This is a genomic window from Sediminibacterium sp. KACHI17, assembly GCF_040362915.1.
Classification (GTDB): Bacteria; Bacteroidota; Bacteroidia; order Chitinophagales; family Chitinophagaceae; genus Sediminibacterium.
Map to the genome: position 1 here is coordinate 1252348 of NZ_AP029612.1, position 20718 is coordinate 1273065.

19 protein-coding genes are annotated in these 20718 nt (G+C 38.9%); 10 read left to right on the forward strand and 9 right to left on the reverse strand.

Going from position 1 to position 20718, the window contains the following annotated elements:
* Positions 1–23: 23 nt before the first annotated feature.
* Positions 24–1385, reverse strand: a complete 1362-nt coding sequence (locus ABXG83_RS05435) for a GH1 family beta-glucosidase (protein ID WP_353550470.1) — start codon at positions 1383–1385, stop codon at positions 24–26.
* Positions 1386–1517: 132 nt separating this feature from the next.
* Here ABXG83_RS05435 and ABXG83_RS05440 point away from each other — a divergent pair, with 132 nt between their 5' ends.
* Positions 1518–2399 carry a bestrophin family ion channel gene (locus ABXG83_RS05440; RefSeq protein WP_353550471.1) on the forward strand — a complete coding sequence of 294 codons (882 nt, stop codon included), beginning with the start codon at positions 1518–1520 and terminating at the stop codon, positions 2397–2399.
* A gap of 7 nt (positions 2400–2406) precedes the next feature.
* Here ABXG83_RS05440 and ABXG83_RS05445 read toward each other — a convergent pair whose 3' ends face one another.
* A complete protein-coding gene (locus ABXG83_RS05445; protein WP_353550472.1) occupies positions 2407–2865 on the reverse strand; it encodes a DUF6265 family protein in 459 nt (152 codons plus the stop codon).
* Positions 2866–3262: 397 nt separating this feature from the next.
* On the opposite strand from ABXG83_RS05445, the gene ABXG83_RS05450 reads away from it, so the two are divergent.
* Positions 3263–3961, forward strand: coding sequence for a response regulator transcription factor (locus ABXG83_RS05450; protein ID WP_353550473.1), 699 nt, complete (start codon positions 3263–3265; stop codon positions 3959–3961).
* Here the strand turns inward: ABXG83_RS05450 and ABXG83_RS05455 are convergent, their stop codons facing one another.
* Positions 3962–4345 (reverse strand): SET domain-containing protein, encoded by a 384-nt coding sequence (locus ABXG83_RS05455; protein ID WP_353550474.1) that lies wholly within the window; start codon positions 4343–4345, stop codon positions 3962–3964.
* A 106-nt stretch (positions 4346–4451) separates the two neighbouring features.
* On the opposite strand from ABXG83_RS05455, the gene mgtE reads away from it, so the two are divergent.
* Positions 4452–5843: a magnesium transporter gene (gene mgtE, locus ABXG83_RS05460; protein ID WP_353550475.1), complete on the forward strand. Its 1392-nt coding sequence runs from the start codon at positions 4452–4454 to the stop codon at positions 5841–5843.
* Positions 5844–5853: 10 nt separating this feature from the next.
* Here the strand turns inward: mgtE and ABXG83_RS05465 are convergent, their stop codons facing one another.
* The 4 genes from ABXG83_RS05465 to ABXG83_RS05480 form a co-directional block, all read right to left on the reverse strand.
* Entirely contained in the window at positions 5854–6279 is a 426-nt protein-coding gene (locus ABXG83_RS05465) for a hypothetical protein (protein ID WP_353550476.1), read from the reverse strand.
* 162 nt (positions 6280–6441) lie between these two features.
* Positions 6442–7569 carry a PepSY-associated TM helix domain-containing protein gene (locus ABXG83_RS05470; protein WP_353550477.1) on the reverse strand — a complete coding sequence of 376 codons (1128 nt, stop codon included), beginning with the start codon at positions 7567–7569 and terminating at the stop codon, positions 6442–6444.
* A gap of 24 nt (positions 7570–7593) precedes the next feature.
* Positions 7594–10017 (reverse strand): TonB-dependent receptor, encoded by a 2424-nt coding sequence (locus tag ABXG83_RS05475; RefSeq protein ID WP_353550478.1) that lies wholly within the window; start codon positions 10015–10017, stop codon positions 7594–7596.
* Positions 10018–10126: 109 nt separating this feature from the next.
* Entirely contained in the window at positions 10127–10735 is a 609-nt protein-coding gene (locus ABXG83_RS05480) for a GNAT family N-acetyltransferase (protein ID WP_353550479.1), read from the reverse strand.
* A gap of 95 nt (positions 10736–10830) precedes the next feature.
* Between ABXG83_RS05480 and glmS the strand changes: the two genes are divergently transcribed.
* Both glmS and ABXG83_RS05490 read left to right on the forward strand, forming a co-directional pair.
* A complete protein-coding gene (gene glmS / locus ABXG83_RS05485) occupies positions 10831–12669 on the forward strand; it encodes a glutamine--fructose-6-phosphate transaminase (isomerizing) (protein ID WP_353550480.1) in 1839 nt (612 codons plus the stop codon).
* A 62-nt stretch (positions 12670–12731) separates the two neighbouring features.
* On the forward strand, positions 12732–14960 hold the full coding sequence (locus tag ABXG83_RS05490; RefSeq protein WP_353550481.1) for a DUF4954 family protein: 2229 nt from the start codon (positions 12732–12734) through the stop codon (positions 14958–14960).
* A gap of 68 nt (positions 14961–15028) precedes the next feature.
* Here the strand turns inward: ABXG83_RS05490 and ABXG83_RS05495 are convergent, their stop codons facing one another.
* Positions 15029–15619, reverse strand: coding sequence for a porin family protein (locus tag ABXG83_RS05495; RefSeq protein ID WP_353550482.1), 591 nt, complete (start codon positions 15617–15619; stop codon positions 15029–15031).
* A gap of 116 nt (positions 15620–15735) precedes the next feature.
* Here ABXG83_RS05495 and ABXG83_RS05500 point away from each other — a divergent pair, with 116 nt between their 5' ends.
* Both ABXG83_RS05500 and ABXG83_RS05505 read left to right on the forward strand, forming a co-directional pair.
* A complete protein-coding gene (locus ABXG83_RS05500; protein ID WP_353550483.1) occupies positions 15736–16011 on the forward strand; it encodes a TIGR03643 family protein in 276 nt (91 codons plus the stop codon).
* Positions 16012–16047: 36 nt separating this feature from the next.
* On the forward strand, positions 16048–16623 hold the full coding sequence (locus ABXG83_RS05505; protein WP_353550484.1) for a DUF2911 domain-containing protein: 576 nt from the start codon (positions 16048–16050) through the stop codon (positions 16621–16623).
* 104 nt (positions 16624–16727) lie between these two features.
* Here ABXG83_RS05505 and ABXG83_RS05510 read toward each other — a convergent pair whose 3' ends face one another.
* Positions 16728–17978 carry a metallophosphoesterase gene (locus ABXG83_RS05510; protein ID WP_353550485.1) on the reverse strand — a complete coding sequence of 417 codons (1251 nt, stop codon included), beginning with the start codon at positions 17976–17978 and terminating at the stop codon, positions 16728–16730.
* Between the two features lie 258 nt (positions 17979–18236).
* Here ABXG83_RS05510 and ABXG83_RS05515 point away from each other — a divergent pair, with 258 nt between their 5' ends.
* Genes ABXG83_RS05515 through ABXG83_RS05525 form a run of 3 tightly spaced genes read left to right on the forward strand, consistent with a single transcriptional unit; the run spans position 18237 to position 20718 of the window.
* Complete coding sequence (locus tag ABXG83_RS05515; RefSeq protein WP_353550486.1) at positions 18237–18917, forward strand: metal-dependent hydrolase; 681 nt, start codon at positions 18237–18239, stop codon at positions 18915–18917.
* Between the two features lie 39 nt (positions 18918–18956).
* Positions 18957–19757 (forward strand): AAA family ATPase, encoded by an 801-nt coding sequence (locus ABXG83_RS05520; protein WP_353550487.1) that lies wholly within the window; start codon positions 18957–18959, stop codon positions 19755–19757.
* A 37-nt stretch (positions 19758–19794) separates the two neighbouring features.
* Entirely contained in the window at positions 19795–20718 is a 924-nt protein-coding gene (locus tag ABXG83_RS05525; protein ID WP_353550488.1) for a ParB/RepB/Spo0J family partition protein, read from the forward strand.

A 20718-nucleotide genomic window follows, 5' to 3' on the forward strand; every position in this document is an offset into this window, starting at 1 on the left:
TTTTACAGAATAAACTTTCGAGGTCAGCTTTTTGCGGTCAGAAAGTCTCTGAACCAATATCCTGATTGTTTGATGGTTCGAAGTTGGGTGGCAAAATCCACATGAACCAACCCAAAACGAGCCTGGTATCCTTCGGCCCATTCAAAATTATCTGTGAGTGTCCATGCGAGGTATCCACCAATATTGACCCCTTCTTTTTTGGCACGCAAAGCAGCTGTCAGGTATTGCTGAAAATATTGAATACGATCAATATCATTGACTTCACCTTGCATCAACCGATCTTTAAATGCAGCACCGCTTTCTGAAATAATGATCTGCTTAACGCCACCGTATAACCAAAATCGTTTGATCATTCTGTAAAAACTTTCAGGATTGATCTCCCACCCCATAGCCGTATGAGGAACTTTACGAGTATATGCTTTGACTTCAGAAGCCTGTACAAACGGTATCAACGGATTATATTTTACAGTCGTACTGAAATAATTTTGTATTCCTATAAAATCAAAATTGAACTGCATTTGTTCAGTGTATTTCCATGCTTTATTATAGAGATGTAATTTATCGAGTAGTGTAAATCCTGGTTCCTGTGGATACCCTCTGCCAAGTAGTGGCTCAATGAATAATCGATTCAATAAGATATCCGCCCTTCGCGCAGCCTTTATATCTTCTTCTTTTTGCGTGTACGGCATTACCTCACTGCAGGAGAAACTGGTACCAATATTAGCTCTTGAAATATTGGCCCTGATGATTCTTCCACCTTCTGCCTGACATAAAACAGCGTTGTGTACAGCAGGTAGAAAATTACTGAGTCCTGTCTTGCCCGGAGCATGTTTACCAAGCATATAACCCAGTGAAGTAAAACCCATTGGCTCATTCAAGACGATCCAGTTTTTAACACGGTCTCCATAAGCATCAGTGCAAACTTGTACAAATCGTGTAAACCATTTAAGCATCTGATGACTTGCCCAACCACCTTCTTTCTGTAGTGCTGCCGGAAGATCCCAATGATAAAGGGTTATAAAAGGAACCAATCCAAGTTGTAAACATTCATCAATAATGCGATCATAAAAGGCAACACCTTCTTTATTGATCTTACCGGTTCCTTCCGGCAAAATTCGGCTCCATGAAATAGAGAATCGAAAGCAGTTAAAGCCCATTGCCTTTACAAGCATGAGGTCATCTTTATAACGATAGTAGAAATCACAGGCTGTGTTGGGTTTTGCATTGCCCTTGATCTTACCTTGTCGTTTTGAAAACTGATCCCAGATGGATGGACCCCGGCCATCTATATTCCACGCACCTTCGTTTTGTGCAGCTGAGATCGCAACTCCCCATAAGAAATCTTTACCGAATGACTGTTTGAGTAATGCGTGCTGCTGATGCAAAAGAAGAATTTTACACGAAATTCATCTATTGATCCAATCATTCATATTAAGGATTTGTTACGAGCTAAAAGCCTTTAGCCATCAAATGATACTATTCTATTATAATTTCCATGGTATTTGTACATTTAGTGTATGATCAGTTACAACCCAAAAGATTGGCTTCGCTTTTTATTCACTTTACATCGGACAGATACGGTCCGACAACTTTTCCCACTGATTATTTTCATTGGCTTTTACTCATGGGGAATCGTATACCTGGAAGCCAACTATCTGAAGCTGACACAAAACAGCTATGCAAAAAATATTACGACCATGCATAGCTTATTGGGTTTTGCGATTTCTATGCTATTGGTTTTTCGCACCAATACCGCTTATGACAGGTGGTGGGAAGGGAGAAAATTGTGGGGTGCACTGGTGAATAACAGTCGCAACCTTGCCGTAAAAATGAATAGTATTCTTTCAAGAGAGGATGAGAAAAACAGAAGTTTCTTCAAAAAGATCATCCCGCTTTTCGCAAGTGAATTGTGCATCCATCTTCAAAATGAAAAAACCAGATTGGCATTAGATGCTGATCCTCATCCTGAGATTGCAGGTTTTGACAGTAGTAAACATATCCCTAATCAGATAGTAGCATTGATGATGAACAAAGTTCATCTACTCCACCGAGACAAACATATTTCTGATCATCAATTGCTGTTCTTGAATCATGAGTTACAATCTTTTCTCGATATCTGTGGCGCCTGTGAAAGAATAAAAAATACGCCTATTCCTTATTCCTACAGTGCATTTATTAAGAAATTCATTTTCTTCTATGTCATCACATTACCCTTAGGCTTTGCGTTGAGTTTGGGTTATCTCACAATTCCGGTAGTGATTTTTATTTTCTATGTGCTGGCAAGTCTTGAAATCATCGCAGAAGAAATAGAAGATCCTTTTGGAAAAGATGATAATGATCTGCCGATGCAAAAAATAGCGGCAAACATTGGAAAAAATATTCACGACATTTTAACCTGATACGATCTTATTCATTCGTGAAGTCAAAATTCTGTTTACTGTATTTTCCATTTCTTTTTCCCTCAATACTTGCATACATATGTTGTTTGATTCTCCTGTAAGCAATACGTTGTGGAAAATCATGGGTAGGGTTTTCGCTAATGAATTCTGTACCCCGCATGAATATAATTTTAAAAGGAACCGCATTCCCGTCATTCTGATTCATCACTGTAGGTGAATAATACCAGTCCCCTTTTCGATAAGCCAGTTCGATTGTTTCCTGTGGAATACTGTCACCATTTGACTTTACAAATAAGCTACGCCCCTGTAACGTACTGTCATTTTTTGTTTGCCATATCTCCAAGATTGTTCCTTGTGGAGTGCTGATCTTCCAGGTCCCGATCATCCACTGAACGGCAGAATTGTTTTGACCATAACTGATAATGCTTCCCATCAAGAGCAGAATCAATATTGTACTTTTTTTCATAGGGTATTGACTAAATAATTAATTGATCGATTTTATATACAATAACACAAAATCTTACTACTAAAGTAGTTTTTCTCCGTTCAAATTTCAATATATTAGGATTGTCACTTACAGAAACATATTTTCAACGTATAGAATAAATGAATCGTTGTATCAATAACCTTGTAAAAATCAAACAGAACTTTTTTACATCAAAAAAGCAAGCCGGTTCTTGAGAAAAGTATCATCACATATTCTTACTATTTATCTTTGTAATCTGGTCAGATCATCTTGCACTATAAGCCAATCCCCCAATTATAGGCGTGACTGCATTGCTACATTTTATTAGAAGCAGCAACAGTTGCTGACTGCTACTGATCACATCGAGAAAACTTGTTGACCGTAAACTACCCTTTGCATGAAAAGCTTCTCTACTACTGCTGTCGCCAATATGGCCAACATTAAGATCATTATTGCTGATGATCATGATATATTTCGACATGGTTTACAGGATATCCTCGAAACAGTTTCTCACTATCAGGTAATAGCTAGTTGTCGGAACGGAACAAGCTTGATCGAAGCTGCCAAAAATCATCAGCCTGATGTAATTATCAGCGATCTTAAAATGCCAGGCATGAATGGAATTGACGCGATCAGAAGCATTCACCTTGACCAACCCGAGATTCGCTTTCTCGCACTCACCCATTTTGACGATGAATTTATGATCGCATCTGCATTGGATGCAGGTGTAACTGGATATGTAACAAAAGGGGTGAACAAAGATGAATTATTCCAAGCGATAGATGCTGTTCATAAAAACCTTACTTATTACTGTAAGAGTACTTCCCATAAACTTGCATTGATGGTGAGAAAAGGTATTTATAACCCCTTTTCTCAAAAACAAAAACAGATATTTTCAGATACAGAAAAGAAAATGATCGCATTGATCTGTGATGACAAAAGCAGTAAAGAGATCGCACAACAGCTTTCTTTAAGTGTTAGAACTGTTGAAAATTATCGTTCTGCTATTTTTAGAAAAATGAATGTCAATAGTTTAGCAGGTATGACCGTATATGCCATCAAAAACGGGCTCTATCAATATGAACAACCTTTATGATCAGGTAGCTTCAAACCATATAGGTTTGGTATCATCCGGATCTGCATTATAGTTGATAAAAAGTTCTTCTCCTGCATTGACAGGTTTCACAGTTCTGATCTGTATCAGTTCATGTTCGAAATCCATCTCATAGATACAATTGGCTGCATAGGAATGATTGTACACCGATACATATCCCAATGCAACACAGGCCCCTTTCATTTCATCCCCCCATTCAAAAATATAATCAAACAATATCGTTTGTTCTACATTTTTTCGTTCTTCCGGAGTTAGTACCAATACCGGAGATATTTCAATAACCGTATCGATGGCTATGTCTTCTGTTGTAAAAACACCTCTGCCTCTGTTCTCAGATGGACCTATGGTAAGAAAAGGTAGAATCATAGCCTACAAATTTCGGTTTCAGGTAAAGATACCGCTACATCTGAAAAGTTTGGATGCTAATAGTCCTTCTAATGGAGCTTTCGGTATAACTTATTAAATTGCACACATGTCATTGGAATTGGAACAACCGGATTTAAATGAGCAGTTTGAAGAACTGATCGAAAAAGAGGATAAGCTGGAGATCAGAGAATTTCTGGATCATCAGAATATCAGTGATGTTGCCGGACTCATCAATGACTTTCCTGAGTATGAGGCACAGATCATCGCCAATATGGCCATACACCGTGCTGCCAGCGTTTTCAAGATCTTAGACATTGCACAACAGAAAGATATTGTAAAAGAACTGCCCTCTTCCAAAACAGCCGAACTACTCAATGAGTTACCTGCAGATGACCGTACAGACTTTTTGGAAGAGTTACCCAAAGCAGCTATCAGAGACCTGATCAAATTATTAGACCCCGAAGAAAGAAAGATCACACTGTCCATGTTGGGATATCCGGAAGACAGTGTGGGCCGACTGATGACCCCTGATTATGTATATGTGTATGCACACAATACTGTATCAGAAGTTTTTACCACCATTAGAAAATTTGGAAAGAATAGTGAAACCATTGATGTCATCTATGTGATCGATGAACATGGAGCCCTGATCGATGATATCAGGATCAGAGATGTGATCCTGGCAGCCCCTGATAAGCGCATGGATGAAGTAATTGATGGAAGGGTGGTTTCCTTGAATGTGCATGATGACCAAGAACATGCCAATCAGATCTTCAAAATGAATAACCGCGTTGCTTTGCCTGTAGTAGATGACAATAATATCCTGCTTGGCATCGTAACCATTGATGACATGTTGTGGGTAGCAAATGAAGAATTCAGTGAAGACATGCAGAAGATCGGGGGTACAGAAGCTTTAAATGAGCCTTATTTAGATATCCCTTTATTCAAACTGTTCAGAAAAAGAGTGGGCTGGCTCATCGTTCTTTTTTTGGGAGAAATGCTCACGGCTACCGCGATGGGATATTTCGAAGATGAAATTGCCAAAGCTGTTGTATTGGCATTATTTGTTCCCTTGATCATTTCCAGTGGCGGTAACAGTGGTTCACAGGCCTCTACCTTAATTATACAGGCCATGGCCGTGGGAGAAATTACGATCGGTGATTGGTGGCGTGTATTAAGAAGAGAGATCTTAAGCGGACTTTTACTTGGAGCCGTATTAGGTATCATCGGCTTTGTTCGTGTTGCAGTATGGCATTCCTTCTTTCCCGATATCTATGGAGACCATTGGATGATGATCGCATTCACGGTTGGATTTTCATTGGTAGGTGTAGTGCTTTGGGGAACACTTTCAGGATCTATGTTGCCCATTTTTCTGAAGAGACTAGGGGCTGACCCCGCAGTTTCTTCCGCTCCTTTTGTTGCAACTTTAGTGGATGTTACCGGACTGATTATTTATTTCAGCTTCGCGTATTTCTTTTTACAAGGACTCTTACTCTAATACCTTAAGATCATTTTTGTCTCGCAGACATCGCAAAAGAGTATTGAGCATTTTGCAATTCAAGATCATGCGCCAGTTTCAGCAAAGATTTTTTTGCATACCAAGTAATCGCTGTTCTGATGAGATACACAGAAACTAGTGCAAAGGGAATGTATAAAAGGATAATAGGTATTAACCCCAACTTGGTATAAGAAATAATATTTGCAACCACTAAAAACAAATACAAGATGAATGTATAGCCGGGCAGTATATTCCAAAAACTGTGTTGATTCAGGGAATAGTAACGAACAACCGCTTTTTCCAGTTCTATGTTCTGAGCATCTGTAAAATGATGAAACCTCGCTTTGAATATTCGTTTTCTACAAGAAAAAACACTGATATCTTTTGCTACAATTCTGATATCATTTGTATCTGATAAAACAGTCCGCTGTGACATGGTTACAATAAATTTATTTATCAGCGGGGGGAACTGAGCAGTAAAAATACAACTAATCTTTTCAAAAAAAACTGCGAAAAGACGCAATACTGATAAATAGGTATTCTTAAAGCCAACCAAAGATTTTATAGCATATTAAATATCTCGACTTATTCAGGTAGTTTATTTTCTCTTTCTTTTGCCTAACCAAATCAACAGACCTGTTATTGGTAAACTCGCTGCAATCAGTGCAGCTAAGAAAGCTGCAATCCTGCCCGGATAACCCATTACAGCTCCGATATGTATATCATAATTCATTCTACGGATACGATCAGATAATGTTGTCACATCACTGTATTTACCCCAGCCATATGCATTATCAAATTCCCTGCCTGTATATTGATCAAAGTAGCGGTAGTCTGTTTTATAAAATGTTTTTTCAGACGGGTTAGCCCTCAACAAAATTGCGGCACTATCAGTTTGTGGTAAAATCAATTCTACTGCTTTATACGTACTACGCATCTCATTTTCAACCTGATACCAAACTTTATCAATTGCTTTTTGTGGAGTTAGCATATTTTTTTGGCTAGTATCAGATACAGGTAGTTTTTGTTGAATGATAGAATGTTTTTCACCGGTAAGTTTGTATATCGTATTAGCAAAACCATCAAATGCCCAAATCAGTCCGGTAAAAACGGTGAATATGAGTACCCAACTACTATAAAAGCCGAGCACGTTATGCAAGTCATAATTTAATCGCTTGGGAGAAGCTTTCAATTTGATTTGAAATCTTGCTTTTGTTGCTGCTTTATTTCTTGGCCACCATAAAATGATTCCACTAATGATCATAATGAAAAAAATGAGTGTACTCCAGCCTACAATTTCCTGACCATAAGGAATCAATAATGTAAAATGCAAATACAGAATGATGTTGTAAAAATCTTTCCGCATATTTTTTGTCTTCAGCACCGTACCATCATAAGGGTTCATAAATACAGTATGGTAGTATCCGCCCTTTTCAAAAAATAAAGCATAGGCAGCTTTGTTTGGCTGACCATAATACAGTCGCTTGGCTTTTTTATCAGGTATCTGCTTTTCAGCAATTGCTATTAATGTAGAAGCTGGTAAAAAACGGTCTCTTTTAGCTTCTACAGATCTGTATGGTTGTGTTAGTTGTTGTAATTCGGGTGCAAAACAATAAATAGCGCCTGTAATCGAAACAATGAATACCACTAGCCCGGTAATAAGTCCGAGCCAGAGATGTATTTGTAAAATGATCTTCCGAATCGCTGGTGGTAGTTTTAGAAACACAATAGATATGTATTCAATGGTGAATTAAAAACGGAAACTAATATTCGCAGATACTCTGCGTGGCAACTGAGGTTCTACGGTTGTCCACCCTTTGAAATAACGCTCATTGAAAACATTATCTACTTTCAATGCAATTCTAAACGAAGCGGCATTATAAAATAAAGTTGAATGAGCAACAGTATACGCAGGAATGGTAAACAGTCCGTTCACACTGTTATTAGTGATGATATTTTCACTCGCATGGTTGCCACCGAATCCGATACCCCAGCCTTTTAATTTCCCTTGAACAAACTGATAACTCGCCCACAAATTCATAAGCTGCTCAGGACCCGCAGTTACCGGGCGTCTGCCATTACTTGCCGCATCTGTTTTATCATTCAAACTTTTGTTGAAACTATAACCTGCTATCAGGTTCAATCCGGGTAGTGGATTGGCAGAAATATCGGCTTCGAATCCTCTACTCGACATATTTCCATCCTGAATCGTAAAGCCTGCTCTCGATGGATCTGGACGAGTAATATTGGTTACGTAAATATTGTAGTATGATAATGAAGCTGTGATCTTTCTATTCAGCAATTCTGCTTTTACACCTCCCTCCCACTGATTAGCCTGTTGAGGCTTGAAATTACTGACGCTTCCATCAGGCTGTGTAACAGTATTTACATTTCTAAATCCATTCATGTAATTGCCAAATAAGGAGACTTTGTCTTTTAGGATCTGATACACTAATCCGAATTTGGGTGATACAGCTGTTTGCGCAAATGCTCCTGCGATGGTATTGGTTCGATGGGTTAAAGTACCTTTATTATCAAAACGATCTAATCGCACACTCATCATTGCCATTAGCTGATCTGTGATATTTAACACATTGGATATATAGGCACTATAGGTGTAGCTATTGGTTGTATTTCTGGTTGGATTATTGTTTTGGGCAAATCTGTTGTCTAAAGCTGCCTTATTTAGTTGTGTATACTTACTATCTGATCTGATAGCATTCACCGTATCAAATAATACATAAGCTGAGCTATTGTTTTGAGCCGAGAGGTGTAATACATCAATCCCTGCAACCATTCTATTTCTCATCTTACCAACATAAAAATCACCCATAAAGTTTTGCTGAAAACTGGTAGAATACCCTGTTGCATTTTGATTACTGACATAACGATTCAATAAAGAATCACCGGGAAGAATATACATGACATAAGAATAATAACCATCTGACTTACGAGTACTTCTTGAAATATTGGTTTGCGAGGTCCAGATACTATTAAACTTATACGTCATTTGTCCAAATAAATTCACTGTTGGAGTTTTGATCGTAATATCATTACTGGTGAAGGATCGGTTGAAGTCTACCTTTAATTCATTAACAGTGGTGGCGTTGAGCTTTCTGGTTCTATTTAAGAACAACATCAACGGGTTGGTTGATTCTGACTGGTAAAATTCAGTGTTCAATAAAAAAGAGAGTTTCTCATTGGCTTTGAAAGAAAAGGAAGGTGCTATGAATAAAGATTTTCTAAAACCAGCATCCTGAAAACTTCCTTCAGCATGATAGGCAGTATTCAGTCTGAATAAAGCTGTTTTAGAAGCATTCAACGGTGAGTTGATATCTGTAGTTAATCTATTCAATCCGAAACCTCCCCCGGTATAACTGATCTCTCCACCTGTAGTATCATATGGACGTTTTGTTTGTAAGTTGATCAATCCACCAAAAGACACAAGACTACTTCCAAATAAAGTTCCCGAAGGACCTTTAATGACCTCAATCCTTTCGATATTAGCAGGATCCAATCCACCATTGGTTAATCCAGCCACTCCATTGATCATCGAAGGTTGTACGCTAAATCCACGCAAAGAGAAATAAGCCGCTCCATCACTACCTCTTCCGGTAGAACTCCATAATTTATCAATGCCCGGGGCATTTTTTAAAGCATCATCAAATTGTGTAATCACTTGTTCCTGCAGCAAACTGGCAGTGATGGTATTATATACTTGCGGATTTTCCAGGTTCTTCAAGGGCATACGCGCCACTGATTCACTCGATACACGGTAAAACTTTCTTCTGCCACTGTTTACTGTAACTTCTGCTAGTTCTGTAATACCGGTTTCAATGGTAATGGATATAACACTGGTTTCTTTTTCTTGTACCTCAACAACTTTTGTAGCAGTACCAAATCCTGAAGAACTTACGATCAATGAATAGGTTCCTGCATGCATGTTTCTGAAGGCAAAAAAACCTTCTTCATCCGTCAATACAGTTCTATTATTCTCTTTAATGGTAATGGTAGCATAGATGATCGGAGTACCATGATTGGTCAATACTTTCCCTTTGATGATGGCTGATCCTGGTTCATCTCCGGATGCAAAAACTGATCGGGGTGTAAGAGTGATCAGTAAGACTAGAACGAATGTGATAAAACGAGCAGTTGTATTTCCTATTCTTTTCATGAACGCTTTTATTTTGTGGAGCAAAACTCAGCGCTGTGAAAAACATAACCTGTAGATAAACGGAATTCGTTTTACGCAATCGGGAAACTGACTTTAGAGTGACAAATCATCATAAGTCATGCAGTTTCTGAAACAGATTTTCTTTTACGGTATTGAACCATTCATTTTTTAGTATACTCAAGACTATTGAATCTCTTCTTCCACCTTCAACTTTATTTGCATGACTTCTTAACACTCCTTCTTCTACGCATCCTATACTTTTCATCGCGGCGATGCTACGTTTGTTATTAAAATCTGCTCGAAACTCTACACGTTCCATTCCTATCTGTTCGAAGGCGAATTGTAAGAGCAAGAACTTACAATGTTTATTCAGTCCGGTGCCTTGAAATTCTTTTCCATACCAGGTAAAACCTAACTGCAGTGTTTGATGCTGTAACTGAATATCATAAAATCTTGTACTTCCTGCATATGCCTGATTCTTTTTGTCAAAAACAATGAAAGGATATTCGGTTCCCTTTTCACGAGCCCTAACAGCGAATTCTATATAGTTTTTAAGGTTTTCCTCTCCTGCTGCTTTTTGCAAGGAATAAGTCCATATCTCGGGTTGATTCAGCGAAAAATGCCGCAAATTATCGCAATCATTCCGTTGTAAAGGGCGCAATAACACGCATTCATTTTCTAAAACATACTCTTTCGAAAGATCAAATATGTAATGCATTGAATTTATTTGAGTTTATATTGAATATTTGTAACTTTTTATACGAATACGGTAGTAAGTTACCGTTGATTATTGAACTCTTAAATGAAAAATGTATGTGCGGTATCGTTGGATACGTAGGCCATAGAGAAGCCTACCCAATAGTATTAAAAGGACTTAAAAGACTGGAATATAGGGGTTATGACAGTTCAGGTGTGGCTTTACTGAATAACGGCAAACTGAATGTTTACAAGAAAAAAGGTAAAGTAGCGGAAATGGAAGAAGATACCGTGGGAAAAGATGTTCAGTCCCACATTGGTATTGGTCATACACGTTGGGCTACACATGGTGAACCCAGTGATCGCAATGCGCATCCTCATTTATCGCAGAGCGGTGAATTAGCCATGATCCATAATGGGATCATTGAGAATTATGCGCATATCAAACAGGAGCTTATCACAAAAGGCTACACGTTTAAAAGTGATACTGATACAGAAGTATTGCTAAACTTTATCGAAGACATCAAGATCAATAATAACTGTTCACTCGAAGAGGCATTACGCATTGCATTGAAACGTATCGTGGGTGCATATTGTATTTTATTGATCTCAAAAGATGATCCGGAAACCATCCTCGCTGCCAGAAAAGGTAGTCCACTGGTAATCGGAATCGGCAAAGGCGAACATTTTCTTGCGAGTGATGCCTCTCCGATCATTGAATACACAAAAGAAGTGGTATATGTGAATGATTATGAGATCGCGATTGTTCGTCCAGATGAATTGATTTTAAAAAATCTGGGTAACGAGAAACAAACACCTTTCATCACCAAACTGGATATGGAATTGGCTGCTATCGAGAAAGGTGGATATGATCACTTCATGATTAAAGAAATTCATGAACAACCAGATACTATTTTTGACTGTTTGCGCGGAAGATTACTGCCTCAGACGGGACAGATCATTATGAGTGGTGTTGACAACCATATTGAAGCATTAAAAAGTGCACAGCGTATCTTGATCGTGGCTTGCGGAACCAGCTGGCACGCAGGTTTGATCGCTGAATACCAGATCGAAGAATTGTGCCGTATACCCGTTGAAGTTGAATATGCATCTGAATTCAGGTATAGAAATCCGGTAGTGAATAAAGGTGATGTGATCATCGCTATTTCTCAAAGTGGTGAAACAGCTGATACATTAGTGGCACTGGAAAGCGCAAAAGAAAAAGGTGCTTTCATCTTTGGTGTTGTGAATGCAGTTGGAAGTAGTATCGCTCGATTGAGTCATGCCGGCGCATATACACACGCCGGACCAGAGATCGGCGTTGCGAGTACCAAGGCATTTACAGGACAGCTCGCTGTTCTCACCATGATGGCATTGAAGATCGGATATGCAAAAGGAACCATTGATGAAAAACGCTATCTCGGATTAATGAAGGAACTGGAAGCCATTCCTGAAAAAGTAAAAGAAATACTTGCAGACACATCTAATATTCAACGAATCGCTGTGAAGTATAAAGATGCAAGTGATTTTCTATTCCTCGGACGTGGATATAACTTTCCGGTGGCACTAGAAGGCGCTTTGAAATTGAAAGAAATCTCTTATATCCATGCAGAAGGATATCCTGCTGCGGAAATGAAACACGGTCCGATTGCCCTAGTCGATGATAAATTACCCGTGGTATTTGTAGCAACAAAAGATTCTTATTACGAAAAGATCGTTTCAAACGTACAGGAGATCAAAGCTAGAAAGGGAATGGTGATCGCTGTCGCCACTCAAAATGATGAGATCATCCCCGGTATGGCGGATGATGTAATGTTTGTTCCGGATACGGATGAAGTGATTGCACCATTATTGAGTTGCATCCCACTGCAATTACTAAGTTATTATGTGGGTGTAGCGAAAGGACTTGATGTAGATAAACCTAGAAATTTGGCTAAGAGTGTTACGGTTGAATAAAAGATCACAATGTCTGTTTCAGTAAAAAAAAGATACAGCGGTAAAGACAAATCATCTGCAACATGCCACAAAACGTCATATTAAAAACCCCATTGTCATCTTTGGGTTATCAGTTTGTCTCTGCACCTTTCTTACCGAAAGGAAAAGATGAATATTACCTGCGCAATATGCAAAACCGAAATGGTATTGTATATCGCACATTGAACGCTTATGAAATTGAGGTTTTGGTTAGAAACCGAAATACCAGCGATGACTGGAATAAGATATTGGTATCAGACGCTTTCAATCCTGAGCTCGTAAAAAACTGTAAGTTTTTCGGACTTGTTCGTATTGGTAAGCTCGAACCATTTTGCTTGGGCTTTAGTGATCTGAAAGTGCCGGTTGGTTTATACAATTCTACTATTATCAGTTGTGATTTTGGCGATAACGTGTGCATCGACAATGTCAACTATTTATCTCATTATATTATTGGCAGTGAGGTCATCATTACAAATGTGAATGAATTAGTATCTACCAATCATGCGAAATTCGGAAATGGTATTATTAAGGAAGGCGAATCAGAAGATGTGAGAATCTGGATGGAGATCTGTAATGAAAATACCGGCAGAAGGGTTTTGCCATTCAATGGTATGCTGGCAGGCGATGCATTGTTGTGGAGTCGGGATAAAGATGACAAGGTATTGCAGGATAAGTTCAGACAATTTACAGAAGCGAGATTTGATAATAAAAGAGGATATTATGGAAAGGTTGGTGATAGAACGGTGATCAAAAACTGTAGTATCATTAAAGATGTATGGGTTGGGACAGATGCTTATATCAAAGGAGCCAACAAGCTCAAGAACCTGACGATCAACTCAGGTGAAGAAGGTAAAACACAGATTGGAGAAGGTTGTGAAGCAGTGAATGGTATCATTGGTTTTGGTTGTAAAATGTTTTATGGTGTTAAAGCGGTTCGCTTTATCATGGCTTCGCATTCTCAATTGAAATATGGAGCCCGATTGATCAACTCTTATCTCGGACACAATGCAACGATCTCTTGTTGTGAAGTATTAAATTCTTTGATCTTTCCGGCACATGAGCAACACCATAATAATTCTTTCTTATGTGCTGCACTAGTAATGGGGCAAAGTAATATTGCTGCAGGTGCTACTATTGGATCGAACCACAATAGCCGAGGTGCAGATGGTGAGATCATTATGGGGCGTGGTTTCTGGCCTGGATTATGTGTAAGTCTGAAACACAATTCTGTATTTGCCGGGTTTACCATTTTGACCAAAGGTGATTATCCATCGGAATTGAATATTAAGGTACCATTCTCGTTGGTGAGTAATGATGTTAGCAATGATCAGTTAATGGTGATGCCGGGATACTGGTTCTTATATAATATGTATGCATTGGCAAGAAATGCATGGAAATATGTAGACAGGGATAAAAGAACTGAGCGTATTCAATTAATAGAATACGACTATCTGGCTCCAGATACCATCAACGAAATGTTTGCAGCACTTGCCATTATGGAAGAAGCGACAGGACATGCTTATCATAAAGCCCAGCATACGAGTCGTAAAGCCTTAAGTAAAGAAGAAGCAATTCTAACCGGCAAACAACTTCTCTTGAGTGCTGATAAAATGGTAGATCAATTAGAAATAACCGTGGATGGATTTGAGAATAGCAAGCGAAAAGTGATTCTCTTAAAAACCAGAACTGCTTATCATTTATTCAGAGATCTGATCCGTTATTATGGCTCCCTCCATTTGATCGAGATGATACAAGACCAAAAAGTGCGTACCATTGAAGCTATTCAAAAAATGATCCCTGCTAAAAATAGCAGAAATGAATGGGTGAATCTGGGCGGACAATTGATTCCTAAACTTGAGCTGACACAATTGAAAGAAAAAATCAAAACAGGGAAGATCAAGTCTTGGGAAGATGTACATCAAAACTATCAACAACTGGGAAGCCGCTACAATAAACAAAAGGCATTACATGCATTGGCATCTTTAGAAGAGATAGAAGAATATCCGCTTCGAAAATTGACACCACAAACACTACAACGATTCCTCGATCATACAGTGACCGTTAAAGAATGGATGACAAAAGGTATTCATGAATCCAGGGCAAAGGACTATCAAAATCCTTTCAGAAAGATGGTCTATGAAAGCTTTGCTGAGATGAATACCATTCTCGGAAAATTGGAAGAGAATAGCTTTATCAATCAACAAATGCAGGAGCTGTTGTCTTTCAAGCAAAAGATCCAATCGCTTAAGAGATCCTTCAAAATGAAAGCATAAAAAAAGGTAACCATCTTTCGGAAGAAAGACTGGTTACCCTGTTTTAAAATCCTGATGGATATTGGATCTTAAAACCGCAAACCTAAACCCAGTTGAATTTGCTGGTTGGTCCACTTATCTTTATTATCAATGTCATTGATATTTTGTAAGCCGATATTGTATCTTCCATAGATACGGAGGAATTTGAAATTTAGTTGCCCCCCGGCTACCATAGAGAAATCACCTGATTTAAAAGCCGTTTCACCATTTTGCAACAAAGTTTTATCCTGATTCAGTAGAATACCAAACTGAGGGCCCACATTCAATGTAAGAATACCTCCTACTGAATAGCGCAATAAAACGGGAATAGATAAATAATCGAGCTTGATCTTTTCATTATTATTGAAAGGGTTGATCTCAGTAGGATAAATCGCATTAAAATTCGTTCTCTTGGTACTTGTTTGACTCCAAAGTACTTCCGGCTGAATTCCCCATTTACGATTGATATCCAGCTCTAAAAAGCCACCTACATGATAAGATAGGTCAAATCCATCTTTAAATGATTGACCGGATATTTTATTCAGGTTGGTTCCTAGTTTAACGCCAACCCTTGCTCCCTGAGCATATACCAAGTTGATGGTACCGAACAATACAACGACTGCTACAAATAATTTCTTCATAAGGTTTATTTTAATACTTATTCCTTTTCAAGCACCGTGCCAAAAATCAGATACAAGATGCAAATCAAGGCCGTAACGCTGCACAACCATTTATTATTGTAATTGTTTAACGTTATATGGAACTTTTAACAGATAAGGATATTGACCGCATCATCGAGATGGCCTGGGAAGACCGTACCCCTTTTGAGGCCATTTTATTCCAATTCGGTCTGAAAGAAAAGGAAGTGATTGAACTGATGCGTGCCAATAGTAAAAAAAGCAGCTTTAAAATGTGGCGTAAAAGAATGGCTGGTAGATTCACCAAACACGCCAAACTCAGAACAGAAGATGTTAGCCGGTTCAAATGCTCCCGCCAAAGAACCATCAGCATGAATAAAATCACTAAAAGGTGATGGATTATCACATTACTTTGTATCAAATCAATCATTATGCGGATTTTTCCTCTATTGATACTTACGCTATGTTTTTATTCACTCAAGGCTCAACATCAACACATTTCTGGAGACGGATATGCTGATAGTGTCAACAAAGGCCTAATCGCTAAGGATACGATGAAGGGTAGTCCGAAAAGAGTATCGATGAAAACGATCGGAGATACACATATCCATATCGAATATGGCTCTCCGGGTGTAAAAGGAAGAATGATCTGGGGTGGATTGGTGGCCTATGATCAGGTATGGGCTACCGGTGCCCATAATGCTACTTCCATTGATTTTTCTAAGGATGTGACCATTGGAGGCAAGAAAATTCCAAAAGGAAAATATGCCCTATTCACCATTCCTGGTAAAACCGAATGGACCATCATCTTGAATACCAACTATCAACAACACCTTGCTGATGCTTACAACATATCGGAAGATATTGTACGCGTAAAAGTAAAACCGGTGAGAAAGCAACAGGTTACCCAGCGACTAACCTATTCAGTAATTCCTTCAGGTAAAGATGCAGGTGTGATGATCGAATGGGAATACCTGATCGTGACCTTGCCAATAAAGGTCCATTAAGTGGATCATGAGTAGTGAGGGTCAGAATAAAGTATAACCTATAGATTACTCAACAGAAACCATTGACCATTGACCATGGACTATTCACCAATATCTAAGCCCCGTCACGCGAACTCAATCACTGTGATCTCCGGCAATATCCCCACCCTGCCGGGATAACCGATAAAACCAAAGCCTCTATTCACGTATAATTTTTGTTTTCCTTCTTCATATAATCCAGCCCATTGCTTGTACATCCATTGAACGGGACTCCATTTGAAGTAAGGGTTCTCTAATCCGAATTGCATCCCATGCGTATGTCCGGATAGCATCAGATCAATATCTGTATACTCTGTTCTGATCTGTGCATCCCAATGACTGGGGTCATGACTTAGCAATATTTTGAAGGGAATATTTTCAGTTCCGGGATACGCGAGATCCATTTTCCCATATTTTGGGAAACGTCCTTTAGCACCCCAGTTCTCTATACCTAACAATGCAATTTGTTGACCTGTTCTTTCAAATGTCACATGTTCATTCATCAGCAAACGCCATCCCATATCTGCATGAGTTTTTTTCAGCGCCTCCAGATTGGCGGCTTTTTCTTCACGTGTGGGCCATGAAACATAATCTCCATAATCATGGTTACCTAATGTACTAAACACACCCATCGGAGCCTTTAAACGGGCAAAGACGGATTTATATTCTTCCATTTCAGAAGCACGATCATTGACCAGATCTCCTGTAAATACGATCAGATCCGGCTTTTCCTGAAGGATCATATCAATTCCATGATCAACTGCCTTTTTGTTTTGAAAACTGCCACTGTGAATATCACTGATATGAACCATCTTCATTCCGCGAAAAGCCGCCGGCAGATTGGGAAATGAAAGTTTTAATCTTTTGATCTGGTAATTGTATTTGTTACTGAACCCGTATAATAAAGTACCAAACAATGACCCTCCTATTCCCAGTCCCAACCAACTCAAAAAAGTAGAACGAGGAATGCCTCCACCATTATTACTCATATACTGAGCGCCGGTACCCGGGAATATCTTACTCATCAGCCAAAGAGCCATACGTCTGAGATCATCGGTCAGGAAAAAAAGTGCGGCAATCAGTTTGGCAAAAAATAACCCAACCAGAATCGCAAAAACATAATTCCGGTAAAATTTTGAGTTCTGTAAACCCTGTATGTACGGGAAAGATAACAATGCAACCAGTGTACATATTGATAATACCCAATATCCGATATGGATGATCATTCGGGTTTTATCTGAAAGGGTCTGTGTGACCGTTCTAACAGCCTGAAATACATAAAAATCAAGTAAAAGCATGATGAGGGCGATCACCCACAGAGTACCGGCATTACGCATGAAAAAGTTTTAATGTGTATGTAGACGTATAGTTGATAAAAATATTGCATTTTAGGAGAAGAAGCCCTCCCACTCATCCACAATGAACATTTAACATATGGGTTAGCCAAACTGTTTAGATACCCTTTTTCTGCCAAAAATGAAGCAATCAAACCATCGGCCATGAGCCCCGAACCATGAACCATTTTCTATGGATAAGATTCTTTCAAAAGATGTCTTTGAAACCGTATTTTTGGCGTCCTTCAAAGAAATGTGGCTATGAAACTGACTTATTATGGACATTCTTGTTTTCAAGTGGAGATCAAAGGAAAAAAGATCCTTTTTGACCCGTTTATTACCTACAATGAGTTGGCGAAAGATATTGATGTGAATAGTATTGAAGCCGACTACATCTTTTTATCTCATGGACATGCTGATCATATTGCCGATGCGGTAGGTATTGCCAAAAGAACAGGCTGCACGGTGGTGAGTGCTTGGGAAATTCATGAATGGATCACAAAACAAGGCATTGAGAAATCTCATCCGATGAATACGGGTGGAAAATGGAGTTTCGATTTTGGAACCGTAAAATGTGTGGTGGCACAGCATAGCAGTGGTTTACCCGATGGCAGTTATGGTGGTAATCCCATGGGTTTTTTATTCATGACAGAAGAAGCTAACTTTTACTATAGTGGTGATACGGCCCTCACATTGGACATGCAATTGATCCCGGCCTGGACCCAGCTTGATTTCGCAGTACTACCCTTGGGTGATAATTTTACCATGGATGTGACAGATGCCGTTCGTTGTGCTGATTTTGTACAATGTAACCGTGTAGTTGGCGTACATTACAATACATTCGGATTTATTAAGATCGATACTGAAGCTGCGATTCAAACATTTAAATCAGCCGGAAAAGAATTGTTATTACCGGGTATCGGAACAACCATTGACCTTTAAAATAAAAATATTCCGTTCTACGGAAGCTTAAGAATCATTATGGCGAGAATAATCGGAGTTGCCAATCAGAAAGGGGGCGTAGGTAAAACTACTACTGCTATCAATGTCGCTGCGAGTTTAGCGGTGCTTGAATTCAAAACATTATTGGTAGATGCTGACCCACAGGCCAACAGTACTACAGGTGTTGGATTTGACCTGCACAATATTACAAGCAGCTTATATGATTGCATGGTGAATAATGCAGTTGCAGCGGATGTGATACTTAAAAGTGAGATCCCCAATCTTGATATCATTCCCTCACATATTGACCTTGTAGGTGCTGAGATTGAAATGATCAACTACCCGAATCGTGAGAATGTGATGAAGGGAATTTTAGATGCAGTAAAAGATCGTTATGACTTTATCATCATTGACTGCTCGCCTTCATTGGGATTAATTACCGTAAACTCACTCGTTGCATCTGATAGTGTGATCGTGCCTGTACAATGTGAATTTTTTGCCTTGGAAGGATTAGGAAAACTATTGAATACCATCAAAATTGTGCAGAGTCGTCTGAATCCTGAATTACAAATTGAAGGTATCTTAATGACCATGTATGACGGTCGCTTGCGCTTATGCAACCAAGTGGTAAGTGAAGTGAGAAGACATTTTGATGAAATGGTTTTTTCTACCATCATCCACCGAAATACTCGTCTGAGTGAGTCACCAAGTGTGGGCAAACCTGTGATCCTGTATGACGCTGAAAGTAAAGGAGCTATCAATTATCTGAATTTGGCCAAAGAGATCTTACAGAACAATGGTTTGACCAAAATGTCTAATGAAGAGAGAATTATTGAATAGTTTATAGACCATGGACGAAGGTCTAAAAATCAATACCATGACCAACCCAAAACAAAATAAAGAATTGATCGGTAAAGGGCTTCGCTCTTTATTACAGAATATTGATGCCGATCTGAAAACTACCAGTGGCGCTTTGAAAACGGATGTCGTAGAACAAGTAACTACGATCAACAGAATTCCTTTGAGTGATATTCAGATCAATCCCAAGCAGCCCAGACGTGATTTTGACGAACAAGCTTTGAATGAATTGGCGGAGTCATTAAAAATCCACGATATCATTCAACCTTTAACTGTTTCCAAGTTAGCCAATAATAAATACCAACTGATCGCAGGTGAACGTCGTTTCCGTGCAGCAAAAATTGCAGGACTCAAAGATGTGCCCGTTTATATTCGTCAAGCCAATGATCAGCAGTTATTGGAATTGGCACTGTTGGAAAACTTACAACGTGAAAATCTCAATGCCGTTGAAATTGCATTGAGCTATAAACGAATGATGGATGAGTTAAGCTATACACAGGAGCAAGTAGCGGAAAGAATGGGTAAAGAAAGAAGTACCGTAACAAATTATATCCGTTTATTAAAATTACCACCCGATATACAGTTGGCTGTTCGCAGCGGACAATTGAGCATGGGGCATGCCAGAGCTTTGATCAACATTGACACCATTGATAAACAACTTTTTGTTTATAAAGAAATCCAGCAGAAAGGTTTGAGTGTGAGACAAACAGAAGAGTTGGTTAGAAAAATGTATCAAGCAGAGAAAGTGGATACTGTTAAAACTTCTGCAAAAACCGATCTGCCACCCGCTTACAAAAAGATTGAAGATAACTTAGCATCACATTTCGCTACAAAAGTGAAAATGGTTCATAACAAAAAGGGATATGGCAGTATCACCATCGAGTATTTTTCACTGGAAGAACTGAATAAAATTCTCGAAGCCATGAATGTAACGGTGAGTTAA